Annotated in this window: 13 protein-coding genes and 3 pseudogenes; 9 read left to right on the top strand and 7 right to left on the bottom strand. The window is 51.8% G+C overall.

Annotated features, from left to right (window positions below; translation table 11 throughout):
- Window positions 1–375 precede the first annotated feature (375 nt).
- The 5 genes and pseudogenes from GOB81_RS14365 to GOB81_RS14345 all read right to left on the bottom strand — a co-directional run bounded on the left by GOB81_RS14365 (window position 376) and on the right by GOB81_RS14345 (window position 6,935).
- Window positions 376–1,143 carry a hypothetical protein gene (locus GOB81_RS14365; RefSeq protein ID WP_242010300.1) on the bottom strand — a complete coding sequence of 256 codons (768 nt, stop codon included), beginning with the start codon at window positions 1,141–1,143 and terminating at the stop codon, window positions 376–378.
- 258 nt (window positions 1,144–1,401) lie between these two features.
- Window positions 1,402–2,348: pseudogene (locus tag GOB81_RS14360) on the bottom strand (transposase); the annotation flags it as partial.
- 148 nt (window positions 2,349–2,496) lie between these two features.
- Window positions 2,497–4,902: a TonB-dependent receptor gene (locus tag GOB81_RS14355; RefSeq protein WP_173571116.1), complete on the bottom strand. Its 2,406-nt coding sequence runs from the start codon at window positions 4,900–4,902 to the stop codon at window positions 2,497–2,499.
- A gap of 47 nt (window positions 4,903–4,949) precedes the next feature.
- Window positions 4,950–5,723, bottom strand: coding sequence for an SDR family oxidoreductase (locus GOB81_RS14350; RefSeq protein WP_173571115.1), 774 nt, complete (start codon window positions 5,721–5,723; stop codon window positions 4,950–4,952).
- A gap of 9 nt (window positions 5,724–5,732) precedes the next feature.
- Entirely contained in the window at window positions 5,733–6,935 is a 1,203-nt protein-coding gene (locus GOB81_RS14345; RefSeq protein WP_173571114.1) for a glutamine amidotransferase-related protein, read from the bottom strand.
- Between the two features lie 192 nt (window positions 6,936–7,127).
- Here GOB81_RS14345 and GOB81_RS14340 point away from each other — a divergent pair, with 192 nt between their 5' ends.
- The 9 genes and pseudogenes from GOB81_RS14340 to GOB81_RS14300 form a co-directional block, all read left to right on the top strand.
- Window positions 7,128–8,348 (top strand): pyridoxal phosphate-dependent aminotransferase, encoded by a 1,221-nt coding sequence (locus GOB81_RS14340; protein WP_198912126.1) that lies wholly within the window; start codon window positions 7,128–7,130, stop codon window positions 8,346–8,348.
- Between the two features lie 97 nt (window positions 8,349–8,445).
- A complete protein-coding gene (locus GOB81_RS14335) occupies window positions 8,446–9,384 on the top strand; it encodes a GntR family transcriptional regulator (protein WP_173571113.1) in 939 nt (312 codons plus the stop codon).
- A gap of 47 nt (window positions 9,385–9,431) precedes the next feature.
- A complete protein-coding gene (locus GOB81_RS14330; protein WP_173571112.1) occupies window positions 9,432–11,057 on the top strand; it encodes an ABC transporter permease subunit in 1,626 nt (541 codons plus the stop codon).
- Window positions 11,057–11,839 carry an amino acid ABC transporter ATP-binding protein gene (locus GOB81_RS14325; protein ID WP_173571111.1) on the top strand — a complete coding sequence of 261 codons (783 nt, stop codon included), beginning with the start codon at window positions 11,057–11,059 and terminating at the stop codon, window positions 11,837–11,839. The genes GOB81_RS14330 and GOB81_RS14325 overlap by 1 nt, the downstream gene beginning before the upstream one ends.
- Window positions 11,832–13,013, top strand: a complete 1,182-nt coding sequence (locus GOB81_RS14320; protein WP_198912125.1) for an ArgE/DapE family deacylase — start codon at window positions 11,832–11,834, stop codon at window positions 13,011–13,013. The genes GOB81_RS14325 and GOB81_RS14320 overlap by 8 nt, the downstream gene beginning before the upstream one ends.
- A complete protein-coding gene (locus GOB81_RS14315) occupies window positions 13,013–14,110 on the top strand; it encodes a mandelate racemase/muconate lactonizing enzyme family protein (RefSeq protein WP_173571110.1) in 1,098 nt (365 codons plus the stop codon). The genes GOB81_RS14320 and GOB81_RS14315 overlap by 1 nt, the downstream gene beginning before the upstream one ends.
- A gap of 1 nt (window position 14,111) precedes the next feature.
- On the top strand, window positions 14,112–15,281 hold the full coding sequence (locus GOB81_RS14310) for a M24 family metallopeptidase (protein ID WP_173571109.1): 1,170 nt from the start codon (window positions 14,112–14,114) through the stop codon (window positions 15,279–15,281).
- Between the two features lie 31 nt (window positions 15,282–15,312).
- On the top strand, window positions 15,313–16,230 hold the full coding sequence (locus GOB81_RS14305) for a dihydrodipicolinate synthase family protein (protein WP_173571108.1): 918 nt from the start codon (window positions 15,313–15,315) through the stop codon (window positions 16,228–16,230).
- Between the two features lie 43 nt (window positions 16,231–16,273).
- Window positions 16,274–17,009, top strand: a pseudogene (locus GOB81_RS14300) (IS5 family transposase); the annotation flags it as partial.
- Here GOB81_RS14300 and GOB81_RS14295 read toward each other — a convergent pair.
- Both GOB81_RS14295 and GOB81_RS14290 read right to left on the bottom strand, forming a co-directional pair.
- A pseudogene (locus GOB81_RS14295) lies at window positions 17,005–17,347 on the bottom strand (IS5/IS1182 family transposase); the annotation flags it as partial. The pseudogenes GOB81_RS14300 and GOB81_RS14295 sit on opposite strands and share 5 nt — an antisense overlap.
- Before the next feature lie 301 nt (window positions 17,348–17,648).
- Window positions 17,649–18,149 (bottom strand): CBS domain-containing protein, encoded by a 501-nt coding sequence (locus GOB81_RS14290; protein ID WP_173571107.1) that lies wholly within the window; start codon window positions 18,147–18,149, stop codon window positions 17,649–17,651.
- Window positions 18,150–18,183: the final 34 nt, after the last annotated feature.

Genomic DNA, 18,183 nt, shown 5'->3' with positions numbered 1-18,183 from the left:
CGACTGGCATCTCTACAAAAAGCGCCCTCTTATTGAAAACATGTTCGCAAAGCTGAAAGACTGGCGACGGGTCGCAACCCGATATGACCGCTGCGCTCATACCTTCATGTCCGCAATCCATATCGCCGCAAGTTCATCTTCTATCTCAAAGAATGAGGCCTGAGCCTAGTTCACTGTTTTCCGCCGATAGATGCATGTGACTTTTGGCATTGATTGCTGCAACAGCAGCAGCGATATCTGCGAGTCTTTCCGGGGCTGTAGAGGACAATGATATCAGCGCACTTCGCCGATCATTCCGGTTATTCGTACAAAGCAGAAAATTACCATTCGATGCCAGATTTGCGATCGGCTTTCATGCATGTCGTGGGCTGACTTCTAAGCAGGTGTCAGAAGATGGGAGATCGCATGAATCGGCTTTAATCCATGGCCAAATTTGGCGATTACACCGCGATTTTTTTCAAGGGCACCATAAGGCAGGTAGCGCACTTTAAGATCGGTGATGCGACTGAATGCCGGACGTCGAATTTGTTCGCGGACCTCGGTTCCCCGCTTGTCCGGGGCGACAAGAAAAAGGCCCTCCAACGCATGAGCTTCAACTCCGAGTGCCAGATCCAGCATGCGGACGATCCCGGAATAGATCGTGGTTGAATGTTCGACTTCGAATGCCGCGACAATCCTGCGAGTGTCTTTATCCAGCCAGAGCACATCAATCAGGCGTACAGATTCAGCGCCCTGCGTGGTGCCTGTAAAGTTCGGCAGGGTCGTGAGGCAGCCATCGCCCAGTTTTCCGTCCTGCCAGTTGCGACCCCGGTCGTTCGCAGCAATCCAAACATCATATCTGAGAGAGGCTAAGATCGCGAAGCCATCCCTGGATTTCGGTAATGTGTGTGATCGGTTTCCCGGGCCGCAGCCAGGATGCTGGCTTCCCTGACGGCGGCTCAGCATCTTGGCCGCGACTGACTGCGCATGGAACTGGACCCCGATCATGCAGCGACAGCCATCTGGTGGCTGGCCATCACGCAGCGAAAGGGTGGCGGCATAGCCGCCCCAACCTTCGGGGACTGCCCACGGCCACACTGAAATCGCGCCGATCCTGGCAGGCCAGCTCGCGGGCGTCCGGACAGTGCCGGTGGAATTCTGCATCCGTAAAATCGGAGCCGCTGATCCCTGATGTGGCGCGCTCCGCGCGCTGTCCAGATCATGATAACATCATTCCGAAAACAGGGGAGGAGAGAAGAACGGTTTATTGATGTCCTGGCAATCTGATTTCTGATTTGTCAGACGATGATAAATAGTTCTTCCGGGTGTTTCCACTCTGCTTTCGCAGGTGGAGTGGGCGCCCCTGTACCCTTCAAGAGCTATGCAGGCTGCACTGGTCCTTTCGAGGAACAGGAGGCAGCGCATATTGTAGACGATATTGGACGGCCCGATCCTCATGGTGGCCAGCGTGATCCCGATAGAGCGGATGAATAGCCCCATTTGTGATTTTTGATCGGCAAAAACGTGCTCGACACGCGAACGGATCATCGACTTTCCTTCATTGCATCTCTGGATATGCTGGGGAATGCGTTTGAGATGCGGCTTTTTCCTGTGGACCTTTGAAACAAAGCCCTGCTTTTCCATGAGCGCCCCCTTGGCTTTTGACCGATAGGCGGTATCGGCCCAGACATCAGGCGCTGTGTTGCTCCGGTCGAACCGCCCTTCACGCAATCTGGCGTCGTCAGTGGCCGCGGCATCCGTGGTCTTCCATTTGCGGATCAGCTTGAACTTCCGGTCGATGGAGACATGGGATTTGTAGCCAAAGAACGGAATGGCGAGATCGGTTGCCGGCACGCTACCGTCGTCCTGTGGCTTCACCTTTGTGAATTTCAGTGTCCAGCGGGCATGCCAGTCTGTCTTTCCATTCTTCGGGATACGGCCCCCGGAGGTCAGCCTTCTCAACATTGGTGCTGGACTGCTTTGGAGCCGCAACCAGGGTGGCGTCCAGAATCTGACCGGACACCGCAACGTAGTCTGTGTCAGGCGTTGGCGAAACAGCCAGATCGTCTTGGCGTTAGGCAGACGGTCCGATAGACCCAGCCCAGAAAACGCATGAAGGATAGAGGATCGTTAATCAGGTATTCCGTCCGCTCATCGGAGAGGTTGTTCAGGGTCAGGATTTTGAATATCAGCACTGGGTCAAGCGGTGGACGACTGTCTTTGCTCCCGTCCGAGTGGGCTAGGGCCTTCTCCAGATTAAGCCGAAAGACCTCAAAATCTACAGTCCCGGAGAAGGGTTCGAGCTAGTCGCCAAGCCCGCTCAGTCGGGCCTGGCGATCCTCAACATCAAAAAATCCCGGCTGTTTCACAACATCATCCCTCCATCAACGCAGGAAAGATGGCATCACAGAGCACCAATTAAAACCAGGGTTTTTTCGAACCCTACAAGTTAGGTGCCTCTTTGCTACTGCCCTTGTTGCATACAGCGACTGAAATTTCATAAAGCCGGTCTTGAGTTTAAAAATCCATCTTAACCCCGCCGTAATACATACGAGGAGCACCCAGCTCAAAGCCCTGATACGTCATGGCGCCACTGGCAATGCTCATTGGGTTGCCTGCTTCCCCCATGGTCGAGATATACTTCGTGTTTGTCAGGTTATTGACATTAAGTGAAAAGACAATGTCTTGAACAAAGTTGGAGAAGCGGCTGCCTTTGCCAAAATCTGTGATTTTGTATTGCGCGCCGAGGTTGGTGATCCAGTACCCAGGAACTTTTACATCTCCTGTGTACGAAAAGTTTCTTTCACCAATATAGGAAGCATCGATATAGACCGATGCATTGCGCCACTGGTAGGACATCCGCGATTTATACATAAAGCGAGGGAAATTTACGACCTGAACGCCCTGCGTGCCATAGGTCACCTGACCGCTTGTAATGTTATTATCATATGTTGCATGATTATAACTTATTGTATTGTAAATTTCGAGTCCTTTAATCGGTCGGATGGTGAGGCCAGCATCAACCCCATTCATTGTGACGCCTCCCACATTTGCGACGACGGATTGTGGGTTAATCAGTGATCCCGAGGTGATCTGCTGCAGACGATTTTCGAAATTTGTCCGGTAAGCATATACTGTTCCGGAAATCATCGGTGAGTTGTAACGATACCCAACGGCGTAAGTCCATGCAGTTTCAGGATGAATATTATTCCGGGAAGCATTAAAAGATGACTGGAGAACCGCAAAGGGAGAGCTTGAGAGTTTGTAACCTGATTCAGCGTATGTGTGAACGCTTTCCGAAATATCGAAAAACAATTCATGATTCTTGAGGAATTTCCAGTTTGCGCTGATATGAGGCAGGAAAGGCTTTGCAACTGTCAGACTGTCACCACTGGCGATAGCACCAACATTTCCATAATAAGCCGGATTTATATATCCGTTACCAACTCGTGAGGTATCCAGAATGGATTTGAATCCAAAGTGCAGATATAGATTTTTTACTGGGGAATAAGTATCTTGGACAAAAGCGGTGAAACTATTCGTGTTATAATCCTGATTGAAAATTCGCGCAAAAGGGTCGCTCCATTTGGAGACGCCACTACGAAGGGAACCAGTCAAGACGCCATTCACAATCGCAGGCTGCTCATATGCGTTCATAGCTGACTGATAAGAGTCATTTTCGTACCATACACCGGCACCAATCTGGTTACGGGCAACATTGTAGTGAAGAGCAGAAAGTATGCCGAAACGTTCGATAGCGGGCTCTTTGACCACCTCGGACATCGGAGCGCCATTTGGAGATGGGAAAAAAGGAGAAGACCATGTCGTTTGTGAGTCTTCACCATGACCATATGCCGTCGTTATCCAGCGGAGACGGTCCGTCAGCTTCAGATCGGCTTTGATACCCCCAAAATAGTCCACGACATTGGTGCCAGCATCATAGACGGATGCATCAGCCGGGTCTTTTAGACGATTATAGCCAGCGGGATAAATTCCTTCGGCAGCTTTGTACGCGGCGTAATAGCCACTCGCTTTGCCATTATAATAGTTGCTGGATGTATAGCCTAATTTATCCAGCATATCGAAAGAATAGTCTTGACGACTATATTCATGCAGATCCGACCAGTCGAAATAAGCCGTGATCTTACTATCGTTTCCGATGGGCTGAACAAGCTTCGCATTGACCTGCTGAAGGAAAAGATTACCTCCCCCATTACCCCAAAATCCCTGGTCGCTTCTGGAATACGATGCAAAGAATTTCGTGCCAGTCTTATTCAGTTTTCCACTATCAAGCCGAATAAACGTGTGGAAAGCACTGTTGCTGCCAAATGACTGCGCAACAGTTCCACCCATCTTGTCTTTAGGATCAATCGAGACATACTCAAAAGAACCACCGAGATTGTTTGTCGCAGCGATACTTTCCGCACCAGCAGACTGCGACACATCAATCCGTGCGATGTTTTCGGAAGAAATCGCCTGTAACGGGTTAAGGCCATTGTAGTTCCGATATGTCATCTCCCCCAGAGGCATATCGTCCAATGTCATGCCGATTTCCTGTTGCTGGAAACCATGCATGTAGATCTGGGCAGCATAATTATCGATACCCATGGAATCATTTGAGTTGAACATAATGCCTGGCGCCAGACCCAGGGCCTTCATGGGATTGGCGCCAGGGATACCCTGAGCAATCAGTGACTGGGAAACAGTAGTCTGCGTGCCGTGTGAAATCCGGCGAACAACAACAGAGAGTGTTTCACCCTTTTTGGACTGTAACGACGACAGTCGAGATTTCTTTGGTGTTGCCGCAACCTGGGTCTTGTCAGGTGTATGAGCATTTGTTTTGTGAGGGGTTGCTGCCGACAATGGAGGCGCAATCATTGAAAGGACGGTCGTGGTGCCAAGGAGTATAGAGAATGTGCGCATTATTTGGGTAATCCAATCATCTGCAACAATGAAGTCGGACGTAGGAATCAGACTGAAGCGATCAGGCCGCCGTCAACACGAACCAGACTGCCAGTGACGTATCCGGCTTTCGGACTACTCAGGAACGTAACCATGTCAGCAAATTCAGAAGGCTCACCGTAACGCTGCATGGGAATGCGCGCCCGTGAAGCCGCCGAGACTTCATCAACGGACTTTCCCTGTCGGGCTGCCGCGGCCATATCAAGCTGATCGACACGCTGAGTATGAATTCGTCCCGGAACAACGGTATTGACCGTTACACCATCAGAGGCGACTTCCGACGCCATCGTCTTTGCCCATCCGACCAACGCCGGTCTAAGCATATTTGACAGACCCAGATTGGCGATGGGTTGGATCACCCCAGATGAGGCGATGTTTATGATGCGGCCAAATTTCCTTTCCCGCATTCCCGGAAGAAACATGCCGACAACTGCAAGAGGCACTCGGACCATAGACTCAAAGCATTTTTCAATGCTTTCATCCGTCAGTCCTGCAACCGGGCCCGCGGGAGGACCACCGCAGTTCGTGACAACAATGTCCACATCCCCAAGATCGGCTAGATCTTGTGAAATCCTGAGGACATTCCCAAAGTCAACAACGCGATATTCTGCACTCCCGCCAGAGCTTATGATCTCTTTGCATGATGCTGCGAGCGCATCCTCGGTCCGGCCCGTAAGAATAACATTCACTCCTTCCTGGGCGAGGGATAGAGCGCAGGCATTTCCAAGTCCTCGACTGGAGCCCATAACAAGCGCACGCTTGTTTTTCAGATTAAGATCCATGATTACACCCTAGTTTACAGATGAGCAGAAAGCGGCTTCCGCCAGAAAGCTCTGCAGAAGTGGATGGGGGTTACCCGGCTTTGAACTGAATTCCGGGTGGCCCTGCATCCCGCAGAAGAAACTACCCTGAGGCAGTTCAATGACTTCCACTATGCCGTCATCATTTCGAACAGCACTTATAAACAGTCCGGATTTTTCCAGTACGGGACGCATATTACCGGACAAGCTGTAGCGATGATTGACTCTTACTTCTGGATGCGGATCGAAAAGACCCGAAAGTTTTGTATCTTTGATAAAATGGAACCCTGCTGGTCCGATCGTGTGAATTTGTACACCATCAGAAGAGTAGACTGGCTCAAAACTAATACAGTTAGAGTCAGAATTCAGTTCTGCAAGCGTCGCATCGGCAAGCCCTTCACAGGACCTGGCGAACGCAGTCACCATGCTCTGCATGCCCAAACATAAACCGACGACCGGCTTGCCCAGACGTCGCGCCTCCCCAGCGATTTTGATCTGTAGCGGTGCGTTGATAGCATCCCCTCCCGGAAGCAGTATTCCGTACACTTCAGACAGAACCCCCGACAGATCAGCCTCAGATTCCGAGATAAAGCGGATATCAAGGTCATACGCGGCCTGTTCCGCAGCATCAGACAGAGACGTTAGTGCCGCCACGTTGACGTAACTGTGGTGCTCCACCGTCCCTACGATGCCGATCCGCAGGACTGGCAGTCCGATCCGATCCGATGGAGCAGTTTCAGGATTGAAACGGCCGTTACGATCAATAAAACCGGAGTAATACTCAGAACCGTCGTCAAAGCGAAGAAAGACTTCCGATCCTCGTTTGATGGATACTGCGTGGCTGACTTCTATATCTTTCTCTTTCGCCTGATATTCCAAATTTCTACACCAGGCACTCATCCCGTGCGGAGCGGGAGCAATCAGACAGTCCTCCTGTGTTGCAAGATCGATAATCTCTCCATCACTTAGAGGCCGACCCGCCTTTCCAGCACCGCAGATCCTATCGATCCAGAAATAACCGGCATTAATCAGGTGACCGTCATTGGTCGGAAATTCTCTCCCTTCCGAACCAAGATGCTCCTCAACAGTTGCCGACACAGCAAAATGCGATGGCATTCCTAACGCATATGCAGCACAGGATGCTGAAAGATAGGCATCATTGATGTTGTCTGCTTCAACAATAAGAAGAGTCATCAGACCTGCCTGCGCGATTATTACATGAGAAGAGCCTCCCGGGCCCTGACACTTGAAAATCATATAATCCGGATTCGTAACGAAACGCCAGCATTAATTGCTCTAGTTGATACAAAAAATACAATGTATCATCCGCGACGGCTTACGTCCGAGCGATGCGTGCCTAACGAGTTGGAGCCACGGAGAAAGAACTTGACTACCAAAATCACCACTGAGAGTGCCGTCGGGCGTCTTGCGCAGAGAATGGGCCGTGTCGGAACCTCACCTACAGCGGCAGTCTCGGATCGAGTCCGTGAATGTGAAGTCTCTGGAATGAAGGTCACCAACCTCGGGGAAGGAGAATTGGACTTCGCCACACCCGAACATGTGGCCGAGGCCGCCCGGCAGGCTATTGCCCGTCACGAAACAAAATATACATCCGTAACAGGCACTCTCACACTTAAAGCGGCCATTATCGATAAATTCAAACGCGATAATGATCTCGAATTCTCTCCTGAAGAGATCATCGCTTCCAATGGGGCAAAGCAAATTATCTTCAATGCGTTTCTTGCTACGCTTGAAGCTGATGATGAGGTTATCCTCCCTGCACCATACTGGGTTTCTTATCCTGACATGATCCGGCTGAATGGTGCCAGACCAGTCGCGGCCGAGACTACAGCAGGCAATGGCTGGAAGTTGACTGCCGAAAAACTGCGGACCGCCATTACACCCAGAACACGATGGCTTGTCCTGAATTCGCCGGGCAATCCGACAGGTTCAATCTATACGAAGGAAGATCTCTCCGCCCTACTCTCAGTCCTGGAATCCAGACCAGACATCCTCATCCTCGCGGACGATATCTATGAACCGCTGCGCTTCAGCATGCCGTTTGCGACACCGCTTCAGATCCGGCCGGACTTTCGTGATAGGCTGCTTACAGTCAACGGCGTATCCAAAAGCCACGCAATGACCGGTTGGCGTCTGGGTTATGCGGCTGGTCCACGCTGGCTGATCCGTGCACTCGACATCCTCCAGTCTCAAAGCACCTCCAATGCTAGCAGCATCAGCCAGGCAGCGGCTGTGGCGGCCTTAAACACGCCTCCCGCTTTTCTCACCTCATGGATCAGCACGCTCGAAACGCGACTTGAAATCGTTCTGGATATGATTGCTGCCATCGCTGGTTTCAAAGCAAGACGACCGGACGGCGCTTTTTATGTTTTCGCTGACGTGTCGGAATGGATCAGCACGACAGGCAAGGGGAAAGGCATCTCAACTGATATCGAACTGGCTTCATGGCTGATTGAAAATGCCCGTGCAGCCGTTGTGCCGGGATCGGCATTCGGCACGCCCAACCACATTCGGATCGCCTACGCAATCAATACGGAAGAACTGAAGGATACCTGCAGGCGCATAACAGAGGCCTGTACATCCTGACGCAACATGGCTTTCAAATAATTGTAATCCACGGCAATCTCGCGTTATATTTTTTTAATCGCCGAAGTTGCAGGCCAGTATCAGATTGCCGTGGAGAATGACACTGAATACGTCTTCTATTCGTCCTGTACGAAACAGCACTCATCGTCAGTTTGCGACCGCAAACAGCATACTTGCTCTTTTGCGTCGGGAAAATGCTGCGCCGGACTTCCATGTTGGGGAACAATGGCTCGGCGACCAACTGGGACTTTCCAGAACACCTGTTCGCAACGCGCTTAAACTTCTGGAATCTCGGGGCATCCTCGTTTCGAGAAAAAACCAAGGATATTTTCTAAGAGCGAATCTAGAAACCATTGAAGATTTCGTTCTCGAAGCCCCTCCCACCCCCGATCAGGATCTCTACAAAAACCTCGTACGAGATCGCCTCGCAGGCCGGATCGGCAACGATTTTTCCCAGCAGGACGTCAGCCGTCTGTACAACGCGGAACGCACAGTCATGATACAGACACTGCGCCGCATGTGCGACGATGGCCTCCTACAAAGCAAAGGGACCAGAACGTGGTCATTCGCGCCGGCCTTGGACAGCGGCGCAGCCCTCGAAGAGAGCTTCAGATTCAGGCGCCTCTTTGAGCCCCAGGCCATCCTACTGCCCACATTCCGGGTTGATGAAGCCGTTCTAGAAGAGACGATGAGGCTCCACAATCACATCGCAACCCACCCTGATATCGACTCCATCCCCCCAAGATTTCTATTCGACGCTGATAGCCGTTTTCACGAAATGATTGCGGAGTTTTCTCATAATACATTCGTCATTCAGACTATGCGCCAACAAAGCCGGTTGAGGCGCCTTCTTGAATACGGAAGCTACACAAACCGTACCCGAGTCCATCTGTGGTGTCAGGAACATATCGCCATCATGGATGCCCTTGCGGGCAACTCCATTGCAGAAGCCTCCCGGCTTTTGGGTCTCCATCTGGATCTGGCCCTCAACGCAGCGAACCTGCTGATCGAAGAAAAAGACATTCCCGAATCGTGACAATATGACGCAGAAGATCATTTCGTTCTTGACACAAAGAAGCAGTCTTGCTTTGTATTTTTTGTACCGAAAAAGACAATTATGTCTCTTTCAGGCTGTTCAGGATCGTTATGCGCCTTATCAGCTTACTGGCTTTGCTTCTGACTTTACCATGCCTAGCCCATGCTCAGAACGCAGACGCTGAAAATCATAATGCCATAGCGGGCACCGTAACGGCAGGTTATCTGACTTACGGTACAGCCGCCACATTTCCCCCTTTCGAATTCGTCAAAGACGGCTCTCTCGTTGGATTTGACATTGATCTTGCTGCCGAAGTCGCCAGCAGAATGCACCTTGCGTCCTCTCCGGTTAATATGGAGTTCGGAGGGCTCATTCCCGCCCTCATCGGACACAGAATAGACGTCATAAATTCCGCGATGTACCTCAGTCCGGAGCGGGAGGGAGTTGTCGACTTCGTCCCCTACCTTTCAATCAGCAGTGTCGTCCTTGTCCCGCGCGACAGCCGCCTACCCGTCACGGGATATGACCTCAGTCTTTGCGGCCTACGTGTTGGCGTAACACTTGGCGGCATCGAAATGCGGGATGCCGATAAAGCCACGGAAAACTGTCTGCAGAACAAGAAGCCGGCTCTCATCATCCTTCCTTATCCCACAGCACAGAATACGGCTCTCAATCTGCTTCAGGAGAGAACTGACGCTGCATTTACTTCGCAGTTCGGCGCAGCAGTGTTGATGCAGGAAGTTCCCGGTCGCTACAGAGTAGCTGGGAGGCCGTTCGGGACTGAAGGTCAAATCGGACTGGCGGTAGCCAAAACCAACCCAGAGCTTCGGGGGTCCCTCACTAAAGCAGTGCAGGAACTGAAGAAGGACGGCAGGCTCGATCAACTTATAAAGAAATGGCATCTGAACCGAGGTCAAGATGTATCTGACGTCGAAGAATCAGGAAAAGCCTCAGACTGGTGGGTTACAGTCAAGTTGACACTCGATTATTTGGTCTCGCCGCCCTTCCTCAAAGGCGCTGGAATCACCCTTTTTCTGACGACTTCCTCGCTGATCGTCGGATCACTGATCGGGATTATCCTCGCCGTGATTTCTGGTGGTCGCTTTGGCTTTTTCCGTCTGTCGGTCATGATTTATCTCTGGCTTTTCCGAGGCACTCCAGTCCTTTTACAAATCGTGTTCATCTACAATGTTCTGCCTCTGCTCGGACTGAAACTGGCCGCGCTCACCAGCGCAGTCCTCGCCCTTTCTCTCAATGAGGGTGCCTACATGGCCGAAATTGCACGCTCCGGCTTGGATGCTGTTAAACCAGAACAGAAAACAGCGGGACTGGCCCTCGGTCTTTCTCCACTGAGTGTTTTCCGCTGTATCACAGCACCCCAGGCGTTCCGGATCACGCTTCCGATGCTTGGAAATCAGGTCATCGGCCTGCTGAAAAGCAGTGCGCTGGTTTCAGTAATCGCGGTCCCGGAACTGCTTCTTGCCGCAGATCAGGCCGCAAGCGCAAACTTTCGCTACATTGAAGCTCTGAGCGCCGCTGCAATCTATTATCTGGCCTTCACCTCCCTGTTCATGCTGCTGCAGCGTTATCTGGAACAGTCCCTCGCGCCCGGCAAGTCATCGTCCGAAAAGGCATTACACCGCGCCCAGGCTGCGATGGAGAGTGTGCGATAATGCTCGCAAAACCTGTTCTCTCCCTCGAAGACATCCGCCTCACAATAGATGGAAAACATATTCTCAACGGGTGTGACCTGAAGATACCCGAAGGAGAGGTCGTCGTCATTCTCGGACCGTCCGGTTCGGGAAAATCAACTCTGATGCGCTGCATCAATCTTCTACAAAAGCCCGATTCAGGACGCATCCTGTTTGATGGAGAGGATATCCTGAACAGTTCCGCTGCTGCACCCGCCGTGCGTCGCAAAATCGGAATGGTCTTCCAAGGATACGATCTGTTTGAACACATGACCGTATGGGACAACCTTTTGCTCGCACCGCGCCTTACAGGAGGGGCGTATGCACATGGAATGTCAGAACGAGCGGCTGAATTACTGGATGGAATTGGCCTGTTAGAACACGCTGGCCGTTACCCCCATCAGTTATCCGGGGGGCAGCAACAGCGTGTCGCCATTGTCCGTGCTCTCGTGATGCAACCACGCGTTATGCTGTTTGATGAACCCACATCAGCGCTAGACCCAGAAGCCACGGAACAACTTCAGAAATTATTCGGATCAGCCGCCCTTAAAAGCATGGCGAAAGTCGTCGTCACACATGACATCGGCTTCGCCCGGCGTGTGGCTGATCGGATTGTCTTCATAGAAAACGGCTCAGTTATCGCGAATCTGTCAGCACAGCATTTTTTTTCTGGTGACGTGCCTGACCGCCTGCACAGGTTCCTCACAAAAACGATGCCGGAACTGAAACTACAATACAGTGAGGAGTTACCTTCCCGTGTCTGACATCATTCCCGCCACAGATCAGATCATCAGCGATCTCTCATTCATGGTCGCCCTCAATACAGAAAATCCGCCAGGAAATGAAATGGCGCTTGCCCCTTTTATCGGAGAGGCTCTGCGTAAAACCGGTATGGACGTCCTCATAGACGAATATGCACTGGGACGAGCGAATGTTGTCGCGAAATTTCACAATGGGGCCAGCCCAGTGTTCGCCCTCAACACCCATATTGACACTGTTCCGGCAGGAGACGGCTGGACAAAAGATCCATTCAGCCTCACCCAGGAAGGTGACACCCTGTTCGGACGAGGGACGTGCGACTGCAAGGGATCTCTAGCCTCCATGTTGGAAGCCGTCCGTATCCTGATGGCTTCACCTGAAAGCTGGAGCGGAACACTTCTCGCAGTATTCGTGGGTGATGAAGAAGTCGCAAGCGCCGGAGCGCGCCACTACGCCAGAGACTGCGGCAAAATAGACTATGTCATTGTGGGTGAACCCACATCAAATACCGTTTTCAGTGCGCATAAAGGCAGTCTGCGCCCAGTCGTAGAGATCACTGGCGTCACAGCTCATTCCGGAACGCCGGAACTCGGAAGAAACGCTATCTACGATGCCGCGATAGTGACCGGAGCCGTGAAAAAACACCACGAGGATGTCATCCGCAGCATCACACATCCTCTAGTCGGCAACGCCAGCCTCTGCATTACACGCGTATCTGGAGGAAAGGCAGACAATGTCGTTCCTGACCGATGCGAATTGCTACTTGACCGACGACTGGTCCCTGGAGAATGCGAGGAAAGCGCTAAAGCAGATATCATCAATCTTCTGAGCGGCCTTGAACAAAGCCACGGAATTAAAGCACGTGTGACTGCTTACAAACCAACGACCGGCGGCGCGACACAAACCGATCTAAATAACGCCGTCGTTCAGGCATCCCTTACGGAAGCAGAAGCCTGTGGCGTGAGCAAACCGGGCCCATACGGCTTTCAGGGCGCGTGTGATCTCGTCCATTTCCGAGAGGCCGGAGCATCAGGCGTCGTAATCGGACCAGGCGACCTGTCGTATGCTCATAAACCGGATGAATTCGTCACCATACCGGAACTGACCAACGCCGTGAAAATCTATGTGGGCATTGTCCGCAGACTGATGCCGTCGTCGAATGTTCAGGCAAACACATAATGATCGGCGCTTCACTCAGAAGATCTGACCTGCACTACAGCAGTGGCATGGCGGTTCACACATCGTCGTCAGGTGCTGTCAGCAGTCTTGATGAGTTGTATTTGATTCTCGATGACGGAACCGTGCAGGGTCTTGGAGAAGTCCGCCTCAACATTCAGTACCTGACTGGGCACTCCCCTGAGGCGATCATCTGTGCCGCCAGTGAATTTTTGAGAACTGTCATCTTTCCCAAAGACGATGAAGGTTTGATGGCTCTTACACAAAACCTGCCCACTACCCTTCCTTCTTCCGTGCGGATGCTGGTGGACATAGCCATCCATGACCTCGTTGCTCGCCGGAAAAACATCTCTGTCTGCGCTCTTACGGGCTCAGGGACAGGAACATCATACAAAACGAATCAAACCCTATTTTTCAGTGACATCGAAACCTTCCGAAAACGGTGCGAAACCTACGTACAAAGAGGTTTCACGGCACTCAAAATCCGGATCGGAAACGACCCGGAAGAGGACATCGCAAAATTCAGATGGGTACGTGACAGGTTCCATGATGATGTCGATCTGGCGGCTGATGCCAATGGAGCATGGTCACTGGACCAGGCGTCTCATACGCTCGATAGGCTCGCGGCATTCAATCTCGAATATATCGAACAGCCGCTGCCCGCGGCATGCTGGGGCCAGTTGCCGGAACTGACGCGGAACAGTCCTGTTCCCGTTATGCTCGATGAAAGCCTCAGTTCGTTCGAAGACTGTTTGAAACTCGCCGAATCCGGCCTGCCACTCATGGCGCATCTCAAGCTGGTCAAACTCGGCGGCCTTTCTGCACTCGCGAAAGCCGCTGCAGTGCTGAGCGACGCCGGTGTAGACCTGATGATCGGGCAGATGAATGAAGGCGGCGCAGCCACTGCGGCAGCGTTACAGGCCTCAATCGCCTTACGACCCCGGTTTGCCGAACTGTACGGCGCCGATGGGCTCCGCGATGATCCAGCAATAGGTCTGAATTACGACCAAGGCGAAATACTGATCGCAGACACACACATGGCCGGTCTTGGAATCAGCTTCGATATCAGCCGGACATCACCTCTTACGGGGAGAGCATGACATGACAAATGACGTCACTTCTGGAATGGAAGCCACATTCACCAAAGAGGAGTTTGCCGAACGTCAGGCAAAAGCCCGCGAAGGCATGGAGAAAGCCGGTCTGGACGCCATGCTCGTGACCAGTCCGGAGAATATTTATTATCTGACAGGTCAGCAGACACCCGGATATTATACTTTCCAGTGCCTTGTCCTGCCTGCGCAAGGCGAACCTGCTTTCGTCGTGCGACAGCTTGAATATTTCAATCTCGTCGCCAACACTTTCCTCATCGACATTCATCCGTTCACTGACGGTGAAGACCCGATGTCCGTCATCAGCAAACTACTCAGCAAAATGGGGCTGGCGGGCAGAAAAATCGGCGTCGAGAAAAAGGGGTGGTTCTTCCCCGTATCGGTTTATGAGAAAATGGCTGCGGTTCTTGGCGAACTTTATGACGCAGACGGAATAACCGAGCGCCTCAGAATGGTAAAATCGCCTTCCGAAATCGAAAAACTCCGTCTTGCAGCCGGGTATGTCGATGCCGGGATAAAGGCCGGGTTGGCTCAGGTTAAAGACGGAAACACCGAAAACGATCTTGTCGCCGCCATGATGCACGACGCCATCAGGGCGGGATCAGAATACATGGGCATGGAGCCCCTCGTATCAGCAGGAAAAAGAAGCGGCATTCCCCACGGAACATGGCGCAGAGGTCGTATCACGAAAGGGGAAGGTGCCTTCCTGGAAATGGCCGCATGCAGGGATCGTTATCATGCAGCTCTCATGCGTTCCGCATGGGTAGGCACTCCGCCTCAAATTGTCACGGACATGATGAATGTCTGTCAGGACGCTCTTGCTGCTGCCCTTGATGCTGTCCGGCCGGGCCAGCCTTGCGAAGCGCCGCACATCGCCTGCCAGAAGGTGATAGACGCAGCCGGATTCACAGATAATTTCCGCAAACGTTGTGGCTACAGCATCGGGATCTCTTTTGCACCGGACTGGGGAGAGGGAAGCATTCTCAGCCTCTATGCCGGCGTTAAAACCGAACTCCGCTCTGGAATGGCTTTCCATCTGCCTCCCGCGCTGCGGATCTATGGGCAGTTCACAGTCGGTGTCAGTGAATCAATCGTCGTGACCGAAACCGGATACGACGTTCTGGGAACGATCAACAGGCAGATGACACTCTGCGACGTCTGATAAACAGAAACTCAAAAAAGCAGGTAATAGAATGAAAAATATCGAAGAAAGCCGCGCCAGACTACACGGCCTGTTCAATATCACCATGACGCCCTTTAATGACGATGGGAGCATTAATTTCGAAGGACTTTCGCGCAATGCCCTACGTGTCATAGAACAAGGGTTCAACGGTCTTCTTATAGGCGGAACATACGGGGAATTCCCCGCTCTCTCAACCGATGAACGAGCCAGCGTATTCCGGCATGTCATGGCAACAGTCGGCGACACGGTGCCGGTTATGCTCTGCACGGCTCATTCCAATCCATGTGTTGTGCGAGAACTCACTGAACTTGCAGGTGACCTCGGCGGCATTCCGATGATCATGGCCCCCTACGTTTCAGAAGTTACGGATAACCAGATCGTGGAGTTTTTCCGTGAAATGGCTCCGATCTCCAAGACGGGAGCACTGATCTATAACGCGCCGGGTACCGGCATCACCCTTTCTCCCACTCTTCTGGAGCAGCTTTCCGACATTCAGGGTATTGTCGCACTCAAACAGGGCGATCTTTCACCCGGAAGCATCGATCAGATCTCAGGCCGACTGAAAGGTAAAGTCAGGCTCTTCTGCGCATCGGATCTTGCCTTCCTCGGGCCTATGGCCGCTGGTTTCGATGGAATTAGTTCAACAAACAGTGGCGCTTTTCCAGAACTAATTCAGAAAAGCTACCGTGCGATAGAAAGCGGGGATGCACGCATAGCCAGCGAACTTCATCGCCAATGGTACGAGTTCCGTGCGCTTGCCCGTCGTTTTGGTCAACCTCAAACGGTCAAAGCGGCAATGAACATGCGGGGTTTCGACGGGGGCCGTGTAAGGAAGCCACTTCGTGACCTCGATAATAAAGAAATGGAAAAGACGCGTATAGAAGTGAATAGATTGCTAGGCTCAGGACCTATTAATTCATTGAACTGAGCGTGCTGTTGTGATTCACAGGCTTACCGATGGAGGTGAGCCTGTGAGTGACCTGTTTTTGTTATCTGCAGCGCAGATGAAGCGGATTGAGCCGTATTTTCCGCTGTCGCACGGCGTTCCTCGCGTGGATGATCGCCGTATTCTGAGCGGGATCGTTTACGTGATCCGCAACGGTCTGCAGTGGAAAGATGCTCCGAAAGCGTATAGCCCGCACAAGACCTTATACAATCGCTTCATCCGCTGGAGCCGCCTGGGTGTTTTCGATCGGATTTTCACTGCACTGACAGAACAGGCTGGCCGTTCAAAGCGCCTGATGATCGACACGACACATCTCAAGGCACGCCGGACAGCGGCGTCGCTGCTTAAAAAGGGGATTTTCCCCGCCATATCGGACGGACACAAGGCAGACTGAATTCAAAACTACATGCTGTATGCGATGGTCAGGGCCGTCCTGTCTGTCTCCATCTGACAGCAGGTCAGGTCAGTGACTTTAAGGGCGCAGACGTGCTTCTGAACGATCTTCCCGATGAGACAGAAGAACTCATCGGAGACCGGGGATACGACAGTAATAAGATCAGACAGTCGCTTGCAGAACGAAACATCACCGCCTGCATTCCACCGAAGAAGAACAGAAAATCAAAGCCGCCTTACGACTGGCATCTGTATAAGAAGCGACATCTCATCGAAAACAGTTCGCAAAGCTCAAAGACCGGCGACGCGTGGCAACCAGATATGACCGCTGCGCTTACATATTCATGTCCACAATCCATATCGTCTCTGGTCGGCAAAGACATGCTCTACCCGAGACCGACGACAGACTTTCCGACATTGGACTTCTGGATGTGCCGGAGTATCGGTTTGAGGTGTGGCTTCCTAAAATGGATTTTTGAGACAAAGTCCTGTTTTTCCATGAGGCCTCATGCGTCTTTGAACGATAAGCCGTCTCCGCCCAGACATCAGAAGCCGTATTGCTCCGGTCGAGCAATCCTTCGCACAGTCTGGCTGCCGCACCCGTGGTCTTCCATTCCCAGATCAGACGGAACTTCCGATCAATGAAAATGTGCGATTTGTAGTTGAAGAACGGAATGACCAGATCGGCTGCTGGCACAAAACCGTCACAAGTCCAGTTCTTCGTTGTAACGCGTTCCTTGCATACCATCCGGCTGCTGCGGAAATTCGTAAAATCCTTTGTTGTCCCCCGATTATCGACTGTGTCCATACAGACTACGAAATGTCCTGAAAAAGAAATAAAATTACAGAAAATGCATCATCGAGAATATCCGATTACTTGATTGAGGCAAAACTCAATTATCCGACATTGGTGGAGGCATAAAGGTTATCAGTATTTGACACAGGGAACTACATTCCCCCCTTCGTGGAGGTATGTGGACTTCATGTCATCTGTAGAAACACGCAGGTCAGTTTTGCTTTTCTCCGCATTGCATGGGGGGCGTTTCATGAGGAGGCTGGACTGCAGCATGGTCGCTGCCTGTCACGTAATCCTGCAATTCACGTGCTTCCTGTTCGGCATTTTCAGCGCGTAGTTTGACGATATCTCCAATGCTGACCAATCCGACGAGCTTTCCGTTTTCCAGAACGGGGACATGCCGATTGCGGGAATACGTCATGCGGCAGGCAATATCATAAATACTGTCATCGGGTGTTGCGGTCGGCATATCCTTCGTCATGATATCTTTTGCGGTCAGGGTGGATATGTCAGCACCGTGTTCGGATAACGCATGAACGATCCCTTTTTCCGATACCAGGCCAATCAGTTGTTCATCAGGGCCAAGAACAGGTGCCCCGCCGATATTATGCTGCGCCAGTGTATTGGCGACACTCACGATAGGGTCGTCTGCCCTGACGGTAATGACGTTGCTGCCTTTTTGGGCCAAAATGTGAAAGACATGAGAGGACATGGGGAAATCCTTTCCATGTTTTGGATAATTGAAA

It is taken from the genome of Acetobacter conturbans (assembly GCF_011516755.1).
Lineage (GTDB): Bacteria > Pseudomonadota > Alphaproteobacteria > Acetobacterales > Acetobacteraceae > Acetobacter > Acetobacter conturbans.
Note: the sequence above shows the minus strand (reverse complement) of the source record. Positions and strands in the feature narration are given on the sequence as shown.